The organism is Schlesneria sp. (assembly GCF_036405755.1).
GTDB lineage: Bacteria > Planctomycetota > Planctomycetia > Planctomycetales > Planctomycetaceae > Schlesneria > Schlesneria sphaerica.
In genome coordinates, this window is sequence record NZ_DASWWZ010000670.1 from 1 (window position 1) to 19,221 (window position 19,221).

At 55.2% G+C, this 19,221-nt stretch carries 20 protein-coding genes and 1 other RNA gene; 6 read left to right on the forward strand and 15 right to left on the reverse strand.

Annotated features, from left to right (window positions below):
* From VGE80_RS22075 to VGE80_RS22085, 3 genes are all read right to left on the reverse strand, one after another.
* Positions 1-359, reverse strand: a 359-nt coding sequence (locus VGE80_RS22075; RefSeq protein ID WP_440594148.1) for a hypothetical protein, incomplete at its 3' end; no start/stop codon positions are given.
* Positions 360-785: 426 nt separating this feature from the next.
* Complete coding sequence (locus tag VGE80_RS22080; RefSeq protein WP_440594149.1) at positions 786-3,089, reverse strand: terminase gpA endonuclease subunit; 2,304 nt, start codon at positions 3,087-3,089, stop codon at positions 786-788.
* Positions 3,079-3,294 (reverse strand): hypothetical protein, encoded by a 216-nt coding sequence (locus VGE80_RS22085; RefSeq protein WP_440594150.1) that lies wholly within the window; start codon positions 3,292-3,294, stop codon positions 3,079-3,081. Before VGE80_RS22085 ends, VGE80_RS22080 begins: the two co-directional genes overlap by 11 nt.
* 117 nt (positions 3,295-3,411) lie before the next feature.
* Between VGE80_RS22085 and VGE80_RS22090 the strand changes: the two genes are divergently transcribed.
* The 4 genes from VGE80_RS22090 to VGE80_RS22105 all read left to right on the forward strand — a co-directional run bounded on the left by VGE80_RS22090 (position 3,412) and on the right by VGE80_RS22105 (position 4,686).
* Positions 3,412-3,732 (forward strand): DUF7678 domain-containing protein, encoded by a 321-nt coding sequence (locus VGE80_RS22090; RefSeq protein ID WP_440594151.1) that lies wholly within the window; start codon positions 3,412-3,414, stop codon positions 3,730-3,732.
* 1 nt (position 3,733) lies between these two features.
* Positions 3,734-3,798: hammerhead ribozyme type II (locus VGE80_RS22095), an RNA gene on the forward strand.
* Between the two features lie 30 nt (positions 3,799-3,828).
* Entirely contained in the window at positions 3,829-4,467 is a 639-nt protein-coding gene (locus tag VGE80_RS22100; protein WP_440594152.1) for a winged helix-turn-helix domain-containing protein, read from the forward strand.
* A gap of 24 nt (positions 4,468-4,491) precedes the next feature.
* Positions 4,492-4,686 (forward strand): hypothetical protein, encoded by a 195-nt coding sequence (locus VGE80_RS22105; RefSeq protein WP_440594153.1) that lies wholly within the window; start codon positions 4,492-4,494, stop codon positions 4,684-4,686.
* A 68-nt stretch (positions 4,687-4,754) separates the two neighbouring features.
* Here the strand turns inward: VGE80_RS22105 and VGE80_RS22110 are convergent, their stop codons facing one another.
* The 12 genes from VGE80_RS22110 to VGE80_RS22165 form a co-directional block, all read right to left on the reverse strand.
* Positions 4,755-5,138 (reverse strand): DUF1937 family protein, encoded by a 384-nt coding sequence (locus VGE80_RS22110; RefSeq protein WP_440594154.1) that lies wholly within the window; start codon positions 5,136-5,138, stop codon positions 4,755-4,757.
* Positions 5,135-6,478, reverse strand: a complete 1,344-nt coding sequence (locus VGE80_RS22115; protein ID WP_440594155.1) for a DNA modification methylase — start codon at positions 6,476-6,478, stop codon at positions 5,135-5,137. The genes VGE80_RS22110 and VGE80_RS22115 overlap by 4 nt, the downstream gene beginning before the upstream one ends.
* 198 nt (positions 6,479-6,676) lie before the next feature.
* The gene (locus tag VGE80_RS22120) at positions 6,677-6,928 is read right to left on the reverse strand and encodes a hypothetical protein (protein ID WP_440594156.1); all 252 of its coding nucleotides are present in this window, start codon (positions 6,926-6,928) and stop codon (positions 6,677-6,679) included.
* A gap of 179 nt (positions 6,929-7,107) precedes the next feature.
* Positions 7,108-7,644, reverse strand: a complete 537-nt coding sequence (locus VGE80_RS22125) for a hypothetical protein (protein ID WP_440594157.1) — start codon at positions 7,642-7,644, stop codon at positions 7,108-7,110.
* Complete coding sequence (locus VGE80_RS22130) at positions 7,637-8,461, reverse strand: TIGR04255 family protein (RefSeq protein WP_440594158.1); 825 nt, start codon at positions 8,459-8,461, stop codon at positions 7,637-7,639. The genes VGE80_RS22125 and VGE80_RS22130 overlap by 8 nt, the downstream gene beginning before the upstream one ends.
* Positions 8,462-8,919: 458 nt before the next feature.
* Complete coding sequence (locus VGE80_RS22135; RefSeq protein WP_440594159.1) at positions 8,920-9,873, reverse strand: hypothetical protein; 954 nt, start codon at positions 9,871-9,873, stop codon at positions 8,920-8,922.
* Positions 9,874-9,927: 54 nt separating this feature from the next.
* Complete coding sequence (locus VGE80_RS22140; RefSeq protein WP_440594160.1) at positions 9,928-10,110, reverse strand: hypothetical protein; 183 nt, start codon at positions 10,108-10,110, stop codon at positions 9,928-9,930.
* A 171-nt stretch (positions 10,111-10,281) separates the two neighbouring features.
* A complete protein-coding gene (locus VGE80_RS22145) occupies positions 10,282-12,072 on the reverse strand; it encodes a hypothetical protein (protein WP_440594161.1) in 1,791 nt (596 codons plus the stop codon).
* Positions 12,069-13,151 carry a hypothetical protein gene (locus VGE80_RS22150; RefSeq protein WP_440594162.1) on the reverse strand — a complete coding sequence of 361 codons (1,083 nt, stop codon included), beginning with the start codon at positions 13,149-13,151 and terminating at the stop codon, positions 12,069-12,071. Before VGE80_RS22150 ends, VGE80_RS22145 begins: the two co-directional genes overlap by 4 nt.
* A complete protein-coding gene (locus VGE80_RS22155) occupies positions 13,151-13,408 on the reverse strand; it encodes a helix-turn-helix domain-containing protein (RefSeq protein WP_440594163.1) in 258 nt (85 codons plus the stop codon). Before VGE80_RS22155 ends, VGE80_RS22150 begins: the two co-directional genes overlap by 1 nt.
* A 104-nt stretch (positions 13,409-13,512) precedes the next feature.
* Positions 13,513-14,391: a hypothetical protein gene (locus VGE80_RS22160; RefSeq protein WP_440594164.1), complete on the reverse strand. Its 879-nt coding sequence runs from the start codon at positions 14,389-14,391 to the stop codon at positions 13,513-13,515.
* Positions 14,392-14,550: 159 nt separating this feature from the next.
* Positions 14,551-15,171, reverse strand: coding sequence for a hypothetical protein (locus tag VGE80_RS22165; RefSeq protein WP_440594165.1), 621 nt, complete (start codon positions 15,169-15,171; stop codon positions 14,551-14,553).
* Between the two features lie 872 nt (positions 15,172-16,043).
* Here VGE80_RS22165 and VGE80_RS22170 point away from each other — a divergent pair.
* Both VGE80_RS22170 and VGE80_RS22175 read left to right on the forward strand, forming a co-directional pair.
* Positions 16,044-16,724, forward strand: a complete 681-nt coding sequence (locus tag VGE80_RS22170) for an SOS response-associated peptidase (RefSeq protein ID WP_440594166.1) — start codon at positions 16,044-16,046, stop codon at positions 16,722-16,724.
* A gap of 263 nt (positions 16,725-16,987) precedes the next feature.
* A partial coding sequence (locus VGE80_RS22175; RefSeq protein ID WP_440594167.1) for a hypothetical protein occupies positions 16,988-19,221 on the forward strand: 2,234 nt, incomplete at its 3' end.

The window sequence follows — 19,221 nt, forward strand, 5'->3', positions numbered from 1 at the left end:
ACGCGAGTTCGAGGCGTTCCATTACGCGACCCGAAGGAATTGCGTTGCCGCTGTAAATGACTGAGATTTTCTTGCGGCAATGGCCATTCTGGTTGCAATTCTATCGCAAGGCGAAACGAGCGGATGGCAGCACTTTGGCGATAATCGAGACTCTCCAATACACCGAGGTCATTGTAGATTCGAGCTTGCAGTGCAGGCTCTGTTACTTTGAGAAGCAAGCTCACCAGCTCTGCTTCTACAACACTACGTCCTCCATTGATGGCAAGACCAGACAAGCGATAGTATTCATTCCATAGGTTCGATGTTGTGCTTTGAACACCAGCCATTTCGCGAATTGGCTCGATGTTATCTTGCATCATCGGTTAAACCCAAGTGGAATTGGCAACTTCACGATTGGATCGGACGAATTTAGCCAAACTGAGGGATGGACCTCGACCGATCTCGCTAAGAATCTCTTGGCGAAGAACAGGAGTGGAATTGTCATTTCGCGGGACAAGAATGTCAATCTACGACAGACCCGTTTTCTCCATTTTGGGTTCTTGATTACTTTCGAACTGAATTAAATCGGTTATTGCTCTTCATTTGTTATGTTGCTCCTCCCTTGCTTTCCTATTGAGCGTTCGGTCAAATTCTCGTTTTTCGTCATCGACTTTCACCATTTGCACATTTCAATTGTTTCAGCATCCAGAATTAGGCTGTGAAGCGGTTGTTGAGAGAATCAACTCATTCTCGAGGTTCCTCGCTCGACTATGAAGCTGTAGAACCGAAGATAGATTTCAGCTACATCACCTCATCAGCGGCCCATCCCTGCCGGAGCTTTTCCAGCGATCTCGTTGCATCTGCGAAAAGCTCACCGGTATCGAGAATGTCCTGCGACCGGCGGGTTTTTCCCCGAGAAGACTGACACCGAGCATCGACGCCGCGACAGTCGCTCCGACCAGGCAATCGAGCCAGTGGTTATCGGGCTGCTCCGGCCTCGCTTTCCATTCGTCCACGGTTCGCCCCCGCCCGATGGTCTGAACTTTGTACTCGCCTGTGAGATGATCCGAGAGCAGCCTGTGTTTGGTGGGATCATCGCCAAATAAGGACAGACAGCTTTGATCCCCGATCGCGACCATCAGACGCGCTTGGACAAAGGATTTCCAGAAGTTGGTGTCAAAGATGACATGCCTCACCGGGCGGTCGGGGTTCGCAATAGGAATGCGCCAGTTCCAACCGACCTGTTCCCCATCGCGACGCTCGTACTCGCTAAACGGCTTGCTGGAGGCCCCCACGTAGCGGCCGTGGCTTGGAACCACAATCGTCGGATGGGCACAGTGCCGACAGAATCGATAGATCACTTCTGTGGATTGTCCCCAGTTGGCGTCGATCAGGCATTTTTCGATGAACAACGGAGTCGAATTTTCCCGGGTCCAGGCTCGACTGAAAAGCTGTTCTGTCAATGCGGTCAATCCGCCGTAGATCGCGCCCTCCAATCCTGAACTGGCTGCGATGGTTGAGAGAGTCCTCGTCGCATCACGGAGTGTGAAATAGGGCCGCTGCGGATCGGGATAGGCTCCGTAGTCGATGATTGATCCGGTGAAGCCGTCTTCCCAGGCGCAGACCATCCAGAACAACAAGTTCTGATGCACGTCGATAAAGGCCGTGAGATGCGTGGCGCCATGCGGGACTTTCCCACGTTCGAGACGATTAATCTTGTTGCAAATCTGCTCTGCGGTGAGCAGATCGACGCCCAGTCCCCGCTCGGCCACCGGTTCATTCTGGTATTCAGCCCAAAATGCGGCTTCGTTCTGCAGCTTCAGGTTCATCGCATGCTGGATGGCCGATCGTTCGTCGGGGTTGAACCGTTCCGGCCAGGCCACTTGGGCCCCAACATCCATCTCGCTCCGATGGGCTTCGTAGAATGCCGTCGCATCATCCAGCCCCCGTTCGTTCCGCAGGCTCTCGGACCGGATCTCGGCATACTCCTGCCACAGCTTTTCGTTCGTCGGGAACGCGTAGACCATCTTCGTTCGATCCCCCTGCCACTGGGGGTGATGGTCACGACTCAACATGCGATCGGCCATATCGTCGGGACGAATGACCGTACAGGGCATGATTCCCGAGATCTTGCGGCCAGGACCGGCTAAACCGAGCACGGCTCCCGCCAGGATCCGCTCTCGTTCAGCGCACTGGGAGGGAGAGCGGGCTGATTCATCCGTTTGCGGATCGTCGAGCACCACGAGGGACGGGCGTGCTGCCTTCCCGTCTGCCCGTTTGTACTTCATACCCCGAATGCGTCCGGTGATCCCCGCCACCTTGATGATCGCACCACTCGCGGCTGAGTTCTTGATCGTGGGCAGGACGATCTCTTTGGCCGTCCAGACAATGTGCGTCCGTTCGCCTTCGTGGAGTTGTCCGGCGCAACGGTTCGCAATTCCCTCCAAGGCCTGGATCGGAAAGACCGCTTCCGGGAAGTCTTCCAGTAAGAGCTCGTTCCCTTCCAATTCCATCTTGATCGAGTCCAGCATTTCTTCTGCGTGGGCTTCACTGGCGCCGATCAGGGCGACGAATTCGCGGTAACCGAACAGGATTGCCCATAGGCAGGCACATTCGGCCAGCGTCGTCTTGCCGGACCCACGCGGCATCGCCAGAGCGAATAGGCCCCCGTGAATGACCGCCTGCTCGATCTTGGCAATGACCTTCAAATGATCGGGAGACCAGGCCAGGTGAAACGTCTGCGGGAAATAGGTCTCACAGAAGAAGCGGAAACTCGCAGCGGCCTGAGCCTTCCGTTCCGGGTCCACAACGGCGGGGAGTTCGCCGATATCACGTCCTGATTGCGACAAGAGCGCGTTGCGGACGCGAGCCTGTTCCTTCATCGCGTCATAACCGGAGAGCCCTGCCCCCTCCGTGGGTTGGGCGTGTCGCTGCGTCACCAACCAACCGACGTATCGGTAGAGATCAACGTGCTTCCCGTCACCGATGCGATAGCCCGCGCGGGTCCGGTGCCGGTGCAATTGGCGCTCGCTGATCACTTCACCCAGCGGGGTGGAGTTCAGCAGTCGACACATCTGCGTGGGTCCCAGCTTGCGCGGATCAATTGGCACGCTTCGACATCTCCTTCACCAGCCAGGCCGCGTAGTTCACGAGATTGAGGGTGCCATCAGGATTGGTGGGGGCTCCTTCGGCTACGTCCTCCTCCAACATTGCCGAATTAACCCCCTTCCCGCTGACTTTCGCGAGCAGTTTCGCGACGTCCGCAATCGGCATCGCCATCGGACTCAGAGCCTGTTTTCCAGGGGTTTCGGCCATTTCCGGAATCCTTTCCGAATGTCATCGAATTGCTGCGAAACTGAGTGGATGTCGTTTTCCACCCGAGGTAACTGTGTGCCCGCCAAACGGAATTCACACACCAACGGGAGCCCAACGATGACGACGAAAACACACGACGAACTTGGCGACGACCTGCAGATCACGAAGGTCACGCGACAGGCAGCGGGAACAGGAACCTGGGTGCGAGGCACAATCGACGGGCACCGCTTCGACGCCCTGGTCTTCCCCGAACACGCCGAACAGACCGACTTCGAATTGGCCGACAGCCGCATCAGCAAGATCTGGATCGCCCAGCTTTCGGATGGCACGACGGTCTGCAACTTCGACCGGGGTTGGGACGTCGAACCCACCACTGCGAAGGCCCAGCAGATTTTGGATTTCCTGACCGCTGGGTTGGTGGAACACATCTACGGGTGAACGCCGAAACGCGTACCAGCGCGTCGCCCGGCTGTGGTAAGCCGGGCCTGACGATGGCAGCCACACCATTACGCCCTTGAACGAGGAACGAAGACCATGTCGAAGAAACCCGCCGCAAAGTCCAAGACGACTGCACAAACAGAAGCCAAGATTACGAAAGTGGCCAAAGGGGAGATTTACGAGACCCACCACGCCGAGATGCTCGAGGTGACCAACGCCCGATTGAAGGACGAAGGCGACCTCGGGATTTCTTTCGAGGGGATCGCGATCACCTTCAACGGGGTCACGGGCAAAGCAGAACGATCGAAGACCACCGACCGGTACTACCTTGACAATCTCGCCCGCAAACTGACTAAGGCGGAATACGACGAATGGCTGGAGATCGGGAAACGCGAAGCCGAAGCAACCGCAGCTGCCGAGGCGACCCTCGCTACCAAGGCCCCAGCCAAGACGACGAAGCCCAAAACTGAAAAACCAAAAGCCTCCCCCAGCGGCAAGATGAGTGCCCTCGACGCGGCCGCGAAGGTTTTGGGGGAATCGGCGGAGCCCCTGACTTCGAAGGGGATGATCGACGCGATGGCCGCGAAAGGTTACTGGCAAAGCCCCGGGGGCAAGACGCCGCACGCGACGCTGTACGCCGCGATCCTGCGGGAAATCACCACCAAGGGGGAGGAATCCCGCTTCATCAAGACCGAACGGGGGCATTTCGCCCTCAACGGCAAGACGGCATCCTGACCCCCAACGAAAGGAGAGATCACGATGACGAGTCCCGAACACAACGTTGCCGATGCCCTGCGCGTCGTAGCCCTGCGACTCGAAGAGGCCTTGGAACGGGGTCGGCGGTCGAAGGATTTTGACGCCAACGACCTGCTGCAGACGCTCCTCGCGGTCGCGGATTGTCTGGATCCTCAGACGACCGACGCGGAAGCCCGCCCCGAGACCCTGCCCTACTGAACGGGAAACGCCCCGTGACGCCCAACGTTCGCGACGTTCGGGCGTTTTCTCGTTGGAAGTGTGTTCGGTCAAGATACGACCTCCGTTTCGAGTGCGGCCAGAGCCGGTAGTAAGTCCGCCAATTCATCCCCGTTGAGCGTGAGGTAGTTCACCGGCTTGCCCAGTTGGTGTGCAATTTCGATCTCTGCGGTCACACCCACCGACTCCTCCCAACCTTCAAGCGTCAGCACGAGCAGGGAATCGCACCGTTCGATGTAAGCGCGGCCAAACACCTCCCAACAGATCCAATCAGTAGGTATCCCATGCGCGACGAGCGGGTGTCCGTAAACGATAGGCGAAAATACGTTCAAGCCTGATCGCAGCAAGCACGCGGTTGCACGACTCGCGTCTTGGAATCGCCGCTCGCGAACGATCCGGTGTGGATGCGAATAGGGACTGGCGAGGTAGATCACAGCATCCCCTCCTCACGTGCCTTCATTGGGATCGGCGATTCTCCCGTTCGTTCTAGCACCCCGGCCTGGCCACTGAATCGCTGAAAGCGATCGACGATCACATCACAATAGGCCTGATCCAGTTCCATCAGGAATGCCTTGCGACCCGTCCGCTGGGCCCCGATGAGCGTCGAACCTGACCCGCCGAAGAGGTCCAGCACGTTCTCACCCGCGACGGTCGAGTACTGAATCGCCCGCACCGCCAGTTCTGCGGGCTTCGCGGTCAAATGTTCCATCCGCTGCGGAGGGATTTTTTTGACGTGCCACAAGTCGGTTACATTACTCGGCCCGTAAAACCGGTGTGCGGCCCCTTCTTTCCACGAATAGAAGCACCACTCATGCGCGCCCATGAAGTCTTTGCGCGTCAGCACCGGATGCTGCTTGTCCCAGATAATCGCCTGGCTGAAGTAGAGTCCATTCTTTTTCAGAGCCGGGGGATAGTTCGCGACGTTGGCGTATCCGCCCCAGCAATACAGTGCCCGACCAGGAAGTAGGACTCGCGAGATGTTGCCAAACCACGCGTCGAGTAGCCGGTCAAATTCATCATCCGTGACGAAGTCGTTGGCCAGGGGACGGTCTTTGGCACGCATCTTTTTCTGGGTCGGCTTCGACTTCCCCGGATGACGCGCGACGTCCATCGACTGGTGGTGCGTTGCTCCAGCGAACGAGGAGAGCCCCGCCGCGATGGCGTTATTGGACCTCGGTTCGACCTTCACGTTGTACGGCGGATCGGTGTTGCACAGGTGAATCGGTTGCCCATTGAGCAGACGGTCTAGATCCTCAGGCTTCGAGGAATCACCACAAAGCAGTCGATGATCGCCCAGGATCCACAGGTCTCCCGGTTGTGTGATGGGGTCATCCGGAGGCTCTGGTACATCGTCGGGATCGCACAGCCCCTCCTCCCCCTCAGGGCTGAGCAACTTCTGAAGTTCATCCTGATCGAACCCAATCAGTCCCAGATCGAAATCGGCTTCTTGTAACTGTCCCAGCTCGATCGGCAGCAGATCCATATTCCACTCGGCCAATTCAGCCAGCTTGTTGTCTGCCAAGCGATAGGCACGTACCTGATCCGGGGTGAGGTCTTTAGCAACATGAACCGGGACTTCCGAGATCCCCAGGTGGAGCGCTGCCTTCAATCGTGTGTGGCCGACGATGATCGTGTCGTCACCGTCAACCACGATCGGTTGCCGCCAACCAAAGGTGACGATCGATTTCGCGACCTGTCCGACGGCATCGTCATTAAGCCGTGGGTTGCCAGGGTACGGCTTCGGCCGACTGATGGGCCACATTTCGATAAGCATGTACGGAGCCTTTCGCACTGAGTGAGTGCTGGTGGCTCCGAGATGCGGAGTGCGGCCCTGGAATCCAAGACGGCGGTCAGGCGAACCAGAAAACGCCTGACACTGGTGTTGCTAAGTCAGTTTAGTAATGTATTCATCAAAATGCGACCTGTATTCGTCAATTGGGTTCGATCCGATTCGAACAAACTTGGCGGCGCGTCAGTCATTCTTGGGGGGAGCGACGACCCACTGACATTCTTTCGAAAACGCTCGGCGGGCCGCGTTCGATTTTTTGCCGAATACAAGCGCGTGAGCGGGGTCTTCAGGCTGTGCGTCTCGTTGCACACCCTGTTCGTACGCTCTCACCAGTCCTGCAGTGATTTGTGCAAGTCCGTAACCGTCATGCCCCTGTAAAACGTCAGCCGGTCCTCTTCCTACAGAATTCGTGTGCTCGGCCAGCGACACTGACATGGGTTGGCCATCTTGATCGTCCTCAAATGCCGCTTTTGAAGGACGGCATCGTCCGAGATTCTCATCGAAATAAAAATGCCAAGGAGGGATTCGACGCCAAAGACGATCGTCATTCGAAATTGAAGGATCGTCCGTGTAGGGAGCATTCTCCATTGCAATCTCAGTGCCCTAGGTTTGTATTACGAGAGTCGGTTGATCATTCCCACGATGGCCGACAAGTCGGCAGACACATCACGCTCCCAGAAAAGTCCATTCGATTCGTCTTCAGCTGTAACGTAGTAACGATCTTGCCCCAGAACATCGATCTCTAAGTCAACACCACGTTTGTGCCACTCAAGTAGCACAGTTCCGCGATTCGTCGGGACAATAAACGGCACTGGCGTGTCGTCGTTCATTACCGCCGACATCAGCTGTACAGCTGCAAAAAGGCAATGACGTTTAATCTGATCCGCACCATAAGAGTTCCAGTTGGACGGAAGGTTCCCCAATTCATCGAGTTTTGCAACAACCGCAGGTAGCCACGCAGGAAGCGGGCTTGGATAAGTTACAATGAGCTTTTGATCCAAAAGCGGCAAACAGTATCGCTTAAGCGATGTTGCACGTGATGTTAAAAGAAAATCTCCGTTCGGAGTTGCGGAGCTCACGATAGCGACTTCGGAGTCACATTTTGTTAAACGTTCACGCGGTGCGCCTTTACGGTCAAGCAATTCAGCCATCTTTGCGTTCCCAAATCTTGTGCATTTGGGGCGTCGTCAATTGCGCGAACGATCGAACAATCACTTCACGCCCTCTATCCAAACTACTCAAGACACTTTCATCGCTCTCTCCGTCGGGTCGAAGACGCGCTGTTAAGGTAAACGCGATCATCGATCGATTGCTTTCACGCTGAACGAGCGGCTGCACTGTCGCGTGAAGTCGCCCTATTGGTTTTTGTTCGTCGTTTCTTAGGATAAACCTTGCTGAGAAGTTGACATTTTCCAGTTCCCCCGCCTCGCAGTTGCCTGACGGGAAAATAGTCAACACCTCTGCGATTTCGCTGTGCTGGGACCAACCTTGGCCAGCAACGATGTGATTGACGTAGGTGACTTCGCATTGGTTTGGATGTATGACGCCGCACTGTTCTCGCGCAACAATTTCGCGAAACGTTTCCAGCTCTGTTTTGAAGGTTTTCCGAAGCAGTTCGTATCGGGGGTATGTGTCTCTTTCACCCCCCTTCCGCCAGTTGTGGATAAATCGGTCCGGTTGAATCTGGATCAATTCAGTTCCCGGTTCATTCAGAAACCAAATGCGAGGCACCGGCAGCGTTTCCACCATCTCGAATCGAACCTGTGGACCCATTGATTTCAGGGCGCCAAACTGCTCAAACGCCGGCTCGATAGGAACATGCTCCTCCGTGATTGGGAATCGCTGTCGAAATTCGTTCCAGATCAGCCCAATTTGAGGGGTGCGTAGTTTTTCGAGCGGCTCAAATTGAACCGAAAGAGCCACCTCAGTTAATGGTGGCTTTCCAAAATCAGGTAGTTCTCGATTCATTGATGGATGTGGTCTTCTGGAGTTCAAGAAATGCGTGTCGAAAACTTTGACTTCCGCTTCAGCCGCCCAATGAATTTCATGCGTTGCCCAACTTTGCTGACAATTTGATTGTGCCGTGAGAGCACTCGTGTGAACTCTAATGAGTATTGGAACGAAATACAGCCCCAGGAGGTGCCACCACTGCGATTCGACAGCGCCTGCCCTTCCGCCCAATAAATCGCACTGTGACCTGGACACCGCCAACTTCGACGGTTCGCTCTTCGCCTTCGGAATACCACTCGACCGACTGGGATTCGTTGCTGCCAGAGTTGCGACGATTCAAGGCTTTTGGTGATTGCATCCGATGTGGGTCAATTTCGTCACTCGGACTGAATCGAATATCTGACACATCTGTCTCAATTGCCCCGTTGGTAAACCACATATCAACTTCCATTTTCAATTCTCCTTCCTTGATCGGTTTACGACTGACCCTTCAGACCGGACTCCCACTGTCGCTTCATGTGACGTAACGCATCGCGGGCGGTGGTGAGGTCTTTATGCGCTCGATGGAAATGTGAAACGACTGATCGCGGAGTCGGCCTCGCTTCTATTCCGTAGAACGTATCAATGGCATTCATCGTCCTCTCAAGCTGTTTCTGAAGTGATTCTGCATCGGACATCAACTTGGCAATCGAGTTGTCCGCCGTTTCCTTTTCCTTACTTGAATCTCGAACGACGTCTGGATCACGCATCCCCTCATCAAACTGCGTGGGGTCGAACAGCAAACCACGCACTTCCACTGCTTGCTCCACAGGAGCCGCTTCCACTTTCGTTTCGCGTCGGAGAGATGCCGCCTTGGCCCTGATCGCTTTCGGTCCCTCTGCGGCGAGCTTAGATTGCTCATCGACGGGCAGTTCCGCGACTCCCGCCGCCGCCCCGACGGTGACCTCGCCGGACTCGACGGCCGCCGTGATCTCCGGGACAGCTTTCTCTTTCACCTTCCGGGCACGTTTCACCGTCGCGACGCTCACATTGAGTCGTTCCGCTGCTGCCTGGGTCGAGGGTAGCTCAATTGAGCTATGCTGGTTGGCACCCACTTTAAGTGTGGCGACGTTCGCGGCCACCATGCCTCGCTGTGATTCCGTGAGATGGCGCCGGTGGAGATTCAGAGACAACACATGATCTATTGGGTCCGCAATATCCGCCGCCGGGATCAGATCCGAATATTCACGGTAGGCCAATCCGACCTCTTGCAATGCCTTCAAACGGTTTCTGCCGTCGAGGAGTTGGGCATCGTCCCATGTCTCGCCGATGAACTGGAGTCGAGTGCGAACCCCGTTCTCGCGGATGTCCTCTACGAGCGCTTCAAGCTCATTCTTGGGCATCTCCGGAAAGAGCATCGCTGCGGGATGGATCCTGACTTCATTTTGCATTTCGTACTTCCTCCGTGAAAGTCTGTAGTTGGACTGAACGCCCCTTGGTTTCGATCAAACGAGCGCGGTGAAATGGGCCAGTCGAGATCCCATTCGAAGAGCGTGCGTCGCCACGAGCATGGGTGTCTGCGGTTGGGAATCGCACCCTCGCGTGACGAGGATTACCAGCGGAACCAGGACAAGCGCCCGCCACCAGAAATTGAGGATCTGGTTGTCCGAAAAACCGATGAAAACCACGTAAATCTCCCTGAAAAATAGGACCGGACAGCAAAAACAAACTCTCTCTAATCTAGTTGGGTCCCCCGCTGAGGTAACTTACGTCGATCGCGCAGGAGGTACCTACGAAAACACTGTTCACAAGCTACTATGCATAAACGACTTAAGACGAATGCAACGAGAATCTGGCAGTTACGCGTCGCCGTAAGTCACATCAGACCCACCGTTGTTAAAAGGTAGCCAGCCACCTCTTTCACCCACACGAACGACGAGTCCACGCTCGTCAAGCGAACTGAGGATCACCCGTGTACGTCGAACCGAGAGACCGATTGCACTAGCGATCGTCTCAGTGCTAACGGCCGTTTTTGCTATATAAGTATTTATAGGAGAAACAGCCGTTGCGCGCTTGAGTTCTGATAAGACAGATAATTCAGTTAGGTTAAGTGGTGTCACTTCGCTATCCGAGATCGGTATGCCGCACTCCTCGTTACTGAGTACGAGCACCTCACACCCATCGGCCAGGATGCCACGTCCTCGTCCAATTGCCTGAACGAGTGACGCACGAACGAGATCGAGGTAGGCCTGTCGCCACTCCGCGTCGAGATACCCGCCCGTCGCGACTGTGACCCTTTCCCCGCTCTCTGTTTGACCAATCCAGCGAATAGGTCCCCACTCGGCACCGCGGGCAGCTGCGCCCACTCGACCGATTTGAATCAAGTAATCACGGATGGCATCGGGCCGCAGGCGTGGGGTACCTGCCACCACAATGAAATCACACTCCCGGTGCCATGCGTTGGAGGATCGTTCATCGCCGGAACCGAAGTAGGATGTTTTGACAATACGCTGACGGAACTCCGGCTCCAGGGACAAGATCGATTTGATGTGGGGTCGATGCGTAATGATTCCCACCCGCGTGAACTGAGGCCGATCCGTCAACACGCCACGGATGATCCCTGCCACGCTTTGGGGCAAGGTCTGACGCGTGATGTCTCTAAGAACCTGTACGGCCTTCTTTTGGAGCTCGATGCGTCCGGGGGGAGTCTTATTTTGGACGGAATGGTTCAAGACCGATGTCAGCACGTCGGCTGTGACAGTCGCATCGTTGAACCACGTCGTGCAGGCAAAAGACGGTGGGTTGTACCGGAAACCAATCAGCGACTTGCCTGCCACGGTGAGATGGGACTGAGCCTTTCGCTTGTCGGAAGCGTGCTGAGTGGCGACCAGGATCGCGGCCGACGTCAATTCTCCGGCCGACGCTGCCAAGACGAAACGCCATGCTCCACCTCGGAACGGTAACCCGAGGAATCTGCACATACCAAACAGCAGACGCTCGATTCCTGGGGGACGAGATCTTACGGGAGGAACGACCCATTCCGTGAGCTGTTCAGCTTCATCAAGTCGGACCTGCAGGTCGTCCACGATCTCCGCCATGTGAAGACAGAAGTCATAGAGACGTTCTCTCCGAACCGCGACCTCCTGGTCATGGTATGGGACACCTTCGTCATCGACTTTGAGGTCGTCACCAAACCAGTCCAGAGACTTGGGATCATTGAGCAGCCGTCTAAAGAGCGTTTGGATCAGCAGGAGATCGGCCGCAGTGCACTCGCAACGGGGTCTCAAGAGGGCAATGGCGTTTTCATGGATCGAGACAAACTGCCGATTAGCACAGAGCTCCCGAAAGCCTGAGTGCTCTGCACGACCATGCGTACAGACAGCGACAGTGGCCTGCTGAGCAATGATGATCTTGGCTAAGTATCCAACTTCTCCGCATTTGCGACGGTGCGGACACGTGGGACAGACCGTTTTCACGACGGGGAAGCCCATCCTCTCGGCGTCGTCGGCATCCAGGTTCCAGCAGTTGGGAGCATCACCTTTTGTGATGCGTCCCGGATAGACAGCCACGTCAAGACCATGGCGGGCCGCGTCATGTGCGACTTCGTTGCAGTTTTCGTGTGTTGGGTAGACGAGGAGAGCTCGCATCATGCAATCTCCAGAAGGGTGGCGTGAACGAGCGTCCTCACATCAACGAGCGATTTGCCGGATCCCGTGGGACTGGCATCGAGGTAACAGCCGGGAACGGCCAAATGCTGAATACGCACCGCCAACATGGCATCGCGCCAACATGGGAGTGAGACTTCGGGTTCGATCTGAGAGGCGGTGGAATACAGTGGGGGTGGCGAAAGCCAATGGACATTGAGCCCGGAGAGGAACAAGCCTCCCAGTCGATCGATGGGTAAACCCTGCGGTGCCGTTCTCAGCCACGTTCGAGTGTCCTTCGATCGATCTGGTGGGAGCGCCCAACCAATGGGTCGCTCGAGGGCCTGTGCAAGCTGACGTGCCGTGGATTCTGCCCCAGTACGACCAGGCCAACTTCCATCTGACTTTCGATCCCATTCACCGACGACGATGATTTCTCGATCGAGAGGTTGATCTTCAAGAAGACCGATCAAATGATCGACTCCGCCGGTGTTCGAAGGGCGACCGATTCCGCACAGTTCCATCGATAAGACAGCGGCGGTATCCGAGGCCCCTTCTACGAGTAGCATCGGTCCAGGGAGAGCGCTCCAATTGCTGGGGACATACAGGCCACGGCGGCTATTCGGAAGCATCTTCTTTTCACCATCACGGTCCCTGCGAAGGATCCCGATGATCTTGTCATTGCAGTCTTTCTCAGGGAACGTCCAGCACTTGCGAACCCGGTCGTAGCCGACGCCCAGCAACTCAAGCGATTCTCGCGTCACCCCAAGCTGAGTGGCGAGATCATCCAGTTGTTCGCCGCATGACGTCTGCCATCCCCTTACTGCAGCAGACCAGTCACGTGCTGGGGTTGTCGGCGGGGAGTATCTGGCCGGGGACTGACGCGGTGATTGCCAATTGCCATTGTGATTGAGGACGTGGAACCAACCTGCCTCCCCTGCTCGCTTGATCGCCCCTTCTTCAACCCGTGGACAGATTGCAGAATCACCGTCAGGAGAGCGAAGGCACCAATCAGGCTTGCCGCAAACCGGGCATGGCTGGTCTGGGTTGACCCGAATCATCTTTTGTTGGGGTCGGTTGCCCATCAGACGAACCTCTTGATATTGAGGTCGCGGGGTGGCCTTTTTACCGTCGGTTCCCTGGGGACGACGCTTCTAGCGAGTTCAAAAGCTTCGAGTGCATCGGGAGAAACTCGGAACCGAGGCTTCATGGCCCCGCGCTTTGCCAGGTTAATCGCCTTCAGTTCACCCGACCGAATCCAGCCAATGACGGTCTCAGGCTTGCAGCCGTAGCGTGCTGCAATCTCGGGAGGCGTCTGATAGCGGGCGGGGTCTACGTGCACGACGAAAAGGTTTCCGATGAGAATGAGGAACCGCTCAATGCGTCCTATCTCAGCGAATTACCCCCTGCACACCTACGCGCAAAATTTGTCGCAGTGCGCAGAACCTAAACTGGGCGGCGCAGCTTCGTGCCCCCATTGTTCGTATCCAGCCACGTTTTCACTGGTGCCGGAATCGAGTTGCGAACGGACTGCAGGCGTGGTCGTTCCAAATACGTGATCTTCAGAAATTCACTGGCGCTGACGATCTCGGGATCGCTCATCCGCTCACCGTAGTGGAGAATTAATGTATGCAGGAGATGAGCAGCATCTTCCTTTAATGCATAGCACTCGGTTCCGATTTGCACTTGGCACGGCTCGAAAGAGACTACTGGTAAGATTGACGGCGGCTCCATCTGCTTAGCTGCCATAGCTTCTGCCAACATGCTCGAAAATCGCTGTGCGAACACTTCACACCCGGCGTCCCAATTGGCAACGGCCACTTGGGGCAGGTCACTCGACGATGTCTCAGAAGTCGAACCATCTGTGCGGGTCATCTTGAGAAGCCTGCCGCGTCCTTTATCAGGCGGCCGGTCGACACAGCTTCCCCGCTTCAAAACATAGTCGAACACGTACAGGCGGTCGTGCACCCCCGTTGCCAGATCCTGCTTGGCAATGACACCCTGGTCCGTCAACCTCCAAAACTCCACCACCAGCTCAAATGGAAAGGTAGGGAAGTCGCCGTGCTCCTTCATCCACCGTTCATATTCGTCCCGAGATGCGGACCACATCTGAGTGATCACCGGCTGCAAGGCTTGCACGAAGCCAAACTCGCCAGTCGCTACGACTTCAACGTCGGCCGCGAAGGTTCCGAGAACACTTGCGACACGAAACTTGAGCTGACGCTCGACGAGGCCCGCAGCCGTTAAAAGGAAGAGCGTTCGCTGCTCAGTGGACGTCAGCGTTTGTTGGTCAATGGATTGCCACTGCTCAGGCAACTTGTTCAAAAGTCGCTCGATAGCTTGCTCAAGAATCCGGACTTCAGCGGGTGAGTTAGGAAGCTCTCGCCCTACGTTGTCGTCGTTACTCAACTCACTTCTCTCCCGCAAATCAACGGCGGTCGACAGGCCAAATTCGCAGTTCACAGGCTTTGCGACTTGGCTCGTTCACTTAATCAACACCCCTTCGCCTTTATCGCTGGGTGGCTTGCCAGCAGCATAGAGCCCCTCCGGATGATAATGAAACACGATCAACTTTCCTCGAACGATCGTGAACCGCTCAAGTTTGCCCTCCTCAAACTTCAGCAGCACATCACCTTTGTTGCGGTAGAGCTGACCAATCCGGTCGTAGGTCTTTTCACCGAACTTCACTTCACCATCTCTTGATATCTTGTAGGTGTGCACCACATTCCTAAACCGAACGAACCAGTGTCCTTCGAATTTCTGGAAGTCTGAGGGCTTCGAAAACTCCATTCTCTCTTTGCGGATCGCTTTTGCGACGGCGAGATTGCCCTCTTTGGTGTACTGCTTAATTGCGTCTTCGTACGCCTGCTCGAGTTTCGCAGCTGCAATCCTACATCGCGAGTCGAATGCCTTCTTGGCCTTTGCGCTCAATGACGGCGGGAACTCAGCCTTCTCTTCGAAGGCCACGATTTCCGCATGCGTAACCTCGATCGCTTTAAGATTCCCAGCTTCCTGCTCCGATGCAGCCCTGGTATTCAGCGTCTCTAATATCCCCGCTTGGGCGGCCTCGAATTCTGCTTCGTACTTCTCTTTGGCTGCGGTCAACGATGCTTCGATCGGATCTACGTCGCCAAACGCGTTTCCTACTCCCGCAGCGATGATTACCGCAGCCCAGCAGACGAGTCGAGCGATCTGGCACATTCCAATCCTTCTGCTCTGCAAATTGGTAGCTCGAATTTCGTTCATGAGAGACACCCCCGTTCTTCTCAAATACGTTGGCCTCGAGGGTCGCATTGAGTCACATTGACTGTACTGCAGCAACCGAGATCCGCCAATCTGACGAAGGTCGAGTCAATCGCAAGGAGATTCCCCAGCCGACCGTTCACCCAACTGCACGGCGAGTCTACTACTTCGCTGATTTATTGCCGCCGCTCCCAGTCCTCACGAGAAACCGGTTCCTCGCCTGTTCTCAGCATGTCTTCGACGTAGGCGTCCCAAGCGTCGTCAGACGTTTCCCGCCGCCGCGACCACGTCCAGGATCTCCCCGATGGAGGGTCAGGTAGACTAACTCGGATAACGAGCGTCTCGGGGTTGCCGCCGCGTTCAATTAGCCAATGGCGGCCGCAACCAACGCAGATGAAGAAATGCCCGGCGTGGGAATTGTCTGGAGCGGCTGTATCGATCACGATTCGTGAAGAACACGACCAGCAGGGCAACAGAGCCGCCACACCGAGCCAGTCAATAAGCGCAGCCGAGAGAAACGATCCGATGGGTTTGCTGGGAATACAGCGATCGCAACGAAACAGGAAAGAGGTCGAAGCGCCCTCGTGCACCAAAGCTGTTCCTCTCGAATCGAAATATGGAGTGCGCCAGAATCAATATGGATAACAGCGAGGTCCATTGGCGTCCAGTTTGACTGCCGATTTCGATTTGGTGACACTTCATTCTCAGGTTGTTCACTCCCGGAAGGCAACGTCATGTGCGGCCGCATCACCTCGAAGGTTACGCCCCAGGATCTGCAGGAACTCTTTGATGTGATTCGCTTTGACGACTCAATCGCGTGGGCACCTCGATACAACGTCGCCCCCACCACAGAGGTAATTTGCGTGAAGAGTGCACGGGATGGACGCGAGGCATTCGCCGCTCGGTGGGGGCTTATTCCGTCATGGGCAAAGGACTTGAAGCTTGCGGCCTCCACGTTCAACGCCCGATCGGACACCGTCGCCACCAAACCGATGTTCCGATCCGCCTTCAAGGCCCGGCGGTGCCTCGTGATCGCGAGCGGATTCTACGAGTGGAAGAAACTGGACGCCAAGAACAAACAACCGTATTACATCACGCGGACAAACGGTCAGCCGATGGCGATGGCGGGTCTGCACGAATGGTGGAAGTCGCCCGAAGGCACGGAGATCGTCAGTTGCACCATTTGCACAACAGAGTCCAACGAAATGATGAGCGAACTGCACGATCGCATGCCCGTCATCCTCACGGACGACCAGATCGCCCCGTGGCTCGATACGTCGATTAAGGATGTACCAGCAGTGGAGACGCTCCTGACTCAGTTTCCATCTGATGAGATGCAGTTTTGGGCCGTCTCGAAAGAGGTCGGCAACGTCCGGAATCAAGGAGAAGAGTTGATGGAGGCGATTCCGGAGTAGGCAAATCTAATCGCGACCGCACGAGAATCAATGACCATTCAGAAGCTCTTCCAATGGTGGAAACGCGGACTGAGTTGCGGCCCTTTAAAGGGCGACAAATACTGGATGCGAAGTGATCACAATGATCAACGGAGATCTCCGCATGTTGTGTAAGGTGATATGGACGATGCAAGAAAGCCCAGCTCTCCAATTCAAATGACACTTTCTATCGAATAAATGTCTATAGAGAAGGCGAGATGTCGTCCCACTTGGGTACAGGCGAAATGAATCACGACAACGAAGCACGGGCTGGCTTAAGCACAACCAGCGATACAGAAGTTGAAATGAGGCCAGATCTGCTTCTGGAACAGAATCCGATCACAAAGCAAATACTGCTCAAAAGCGATCGAATCGCAGCCGCGTCCTTCTTCGGAACAATGTTACTAGATCAGCGCCTTCAATCGAACTGCGGTCGCCTTGAGGCTTTAGTCCATCTCGCCGTCTCATACGGGGGTGGCGACTCCATACCGACATCAACTGATTTTGTTCGATGTTTCAACGAGCTTGGCGAGGGTGTCTGTGGATGCATGGAGGACCCTGCTGAGGATGTCTTTGTTTCACTCGTTACAACCTCCGAGGGAAATTTTCGCGTCGTTGAAGGTATCTGGGAATCTGGTGCGTTTTATGCGCAACGCATCGTTAATGTCGTCGAAACCTTTCCTAACACCCCAGCGTTTCAATCGATTCGTCGGCAAGTCCTTTCTCTTCTAAAATTGTCCGACATGGTATGTGGCCGAGCAGGATTGAAGCGTTACGATGTCGGCAATCCATTTCCGCTGCAGACAATAGACAACGGGTTCATCTCGGATGTAAGCAGTGAGACTGTCATCGTCAGCAGCGAAGAGTTGTCAGCAACCGGAATCGGTACGAACGATCTTGATTCGTTCATTTTGGACGATCGTCTTCTGTCAGATTTGCGCTGTCAGCCAGTGGAAAACTCCCCGCTCCAACGCTTTCCGATTTTGAAGGAAAGAGGACGACTCGCTCTCGTTCTCCCGACGGCCGTCACCCATGCGATCCGTGCGGTCGTTATCGATTTTCTGCAGTTCTACGGTCACCAAAACGAATTGCTTCGTTCCGTTGCGCTCGACTACTCAGGCTTATTTGGCCGCCTACGTCTTCTCGGCAGCTTACCCAAAGCACCGGTTCACTTTTCAAACCGGACTGACCTCCCAATCGCGGAGTTGATGATCTCGCCGGATTTCGGATGTTATCTCCATTTCCTCTTCCTTGTAGACACCCTCACTGATTTCCGCGAAACCGGTTGTGCTGGTTTTGATCCGACTCCAGGAGAGCACGTAGAGATGATTGTCACTCGGATTCGTGCGGTGGTAGCCGAAGCCAAAAAGCTTTCGCATTTTCGTCGCGGCGTGACCTTGTTGGTCCATTGTGGCATCGGCCGAGGGATCATGCTGCTATTGCCAGAGATCGATGAAGACAACTGGGCTGTTCATGTTATTTCGGCGCCCGACCTGACCACGTTGAGTTGGATACGTGAATTTAATGCTCTAAAGTTGTTCAAAATTCTGGATGCTGAGAAACGCTTGATCGATTATGGGATTCAGATCCATAACATCAATGGCCTGCTGAATTTGGTCGCGTGGGTTGATTCCAATGACGGACACATGGTAACGCATTCACAGATTCCTCGGGACTTGCGGCATTCAGTTGGCACCATATTTGTGGATTCGAGCTTTGTGCTCGGAGTTCGGGCTTCAATCGCAAGAGCGAACGATCGTCACGCCATACCAACAGTTGATGGGCAGATGGAGGTAGTTCGACGCTACAGCGATTCGCTTCTACCCAGTGACGATGTGGGGAAGATCTACACAGTAGAAACATTCTCAAAGGACAACGGGCTGCCGTTCACATATCTTTCGGCAAACAGAGCATGGTGGTGTCACGTGGCACCGTCGAAGGACGGACATCCAGATGGCTATGATCGTTGGGTGATGCTCAAGACATGGTTGCCACGAATAATCCCGGTGATCGAACCTCGCTTGGATGGAAGTCTCAGTTCGCAAGTGCTGCTGCGGATTGAATTCGATCGGTGCGACCTCACCCACGTTGCGGCTGTACCAACGATGTCTGAGATCGAGCAGTCGTTTTCTGTGTCGGTGAGTGTGCCAGACCAGACCGTGAACATACTCGTTGGAAAGGCGTTTGATCGTGGGCTATGCGATGCGACGAATGTTTCGGAACGGCAACTTGCGTTAACAATTTGCCGGGGTTTTGCTCTTCTGGCAAAGGTCGACTTGTCGATGCACGATTTGAGTGAATTTGAGTCACAAATTGTCGATTCCAACGACGCTCGCCATATGCATCGCTTCCAGGCCCGGAAATTTCGCGAATACGTTACTGCGGATGCCAAAGATGATGTAATTCGCCTAGATGAACACGATGTTGCTGCATTAAGAATGGGCATCGCTTTTCGAGTTGAGTCGCGGGAAAAGGGACG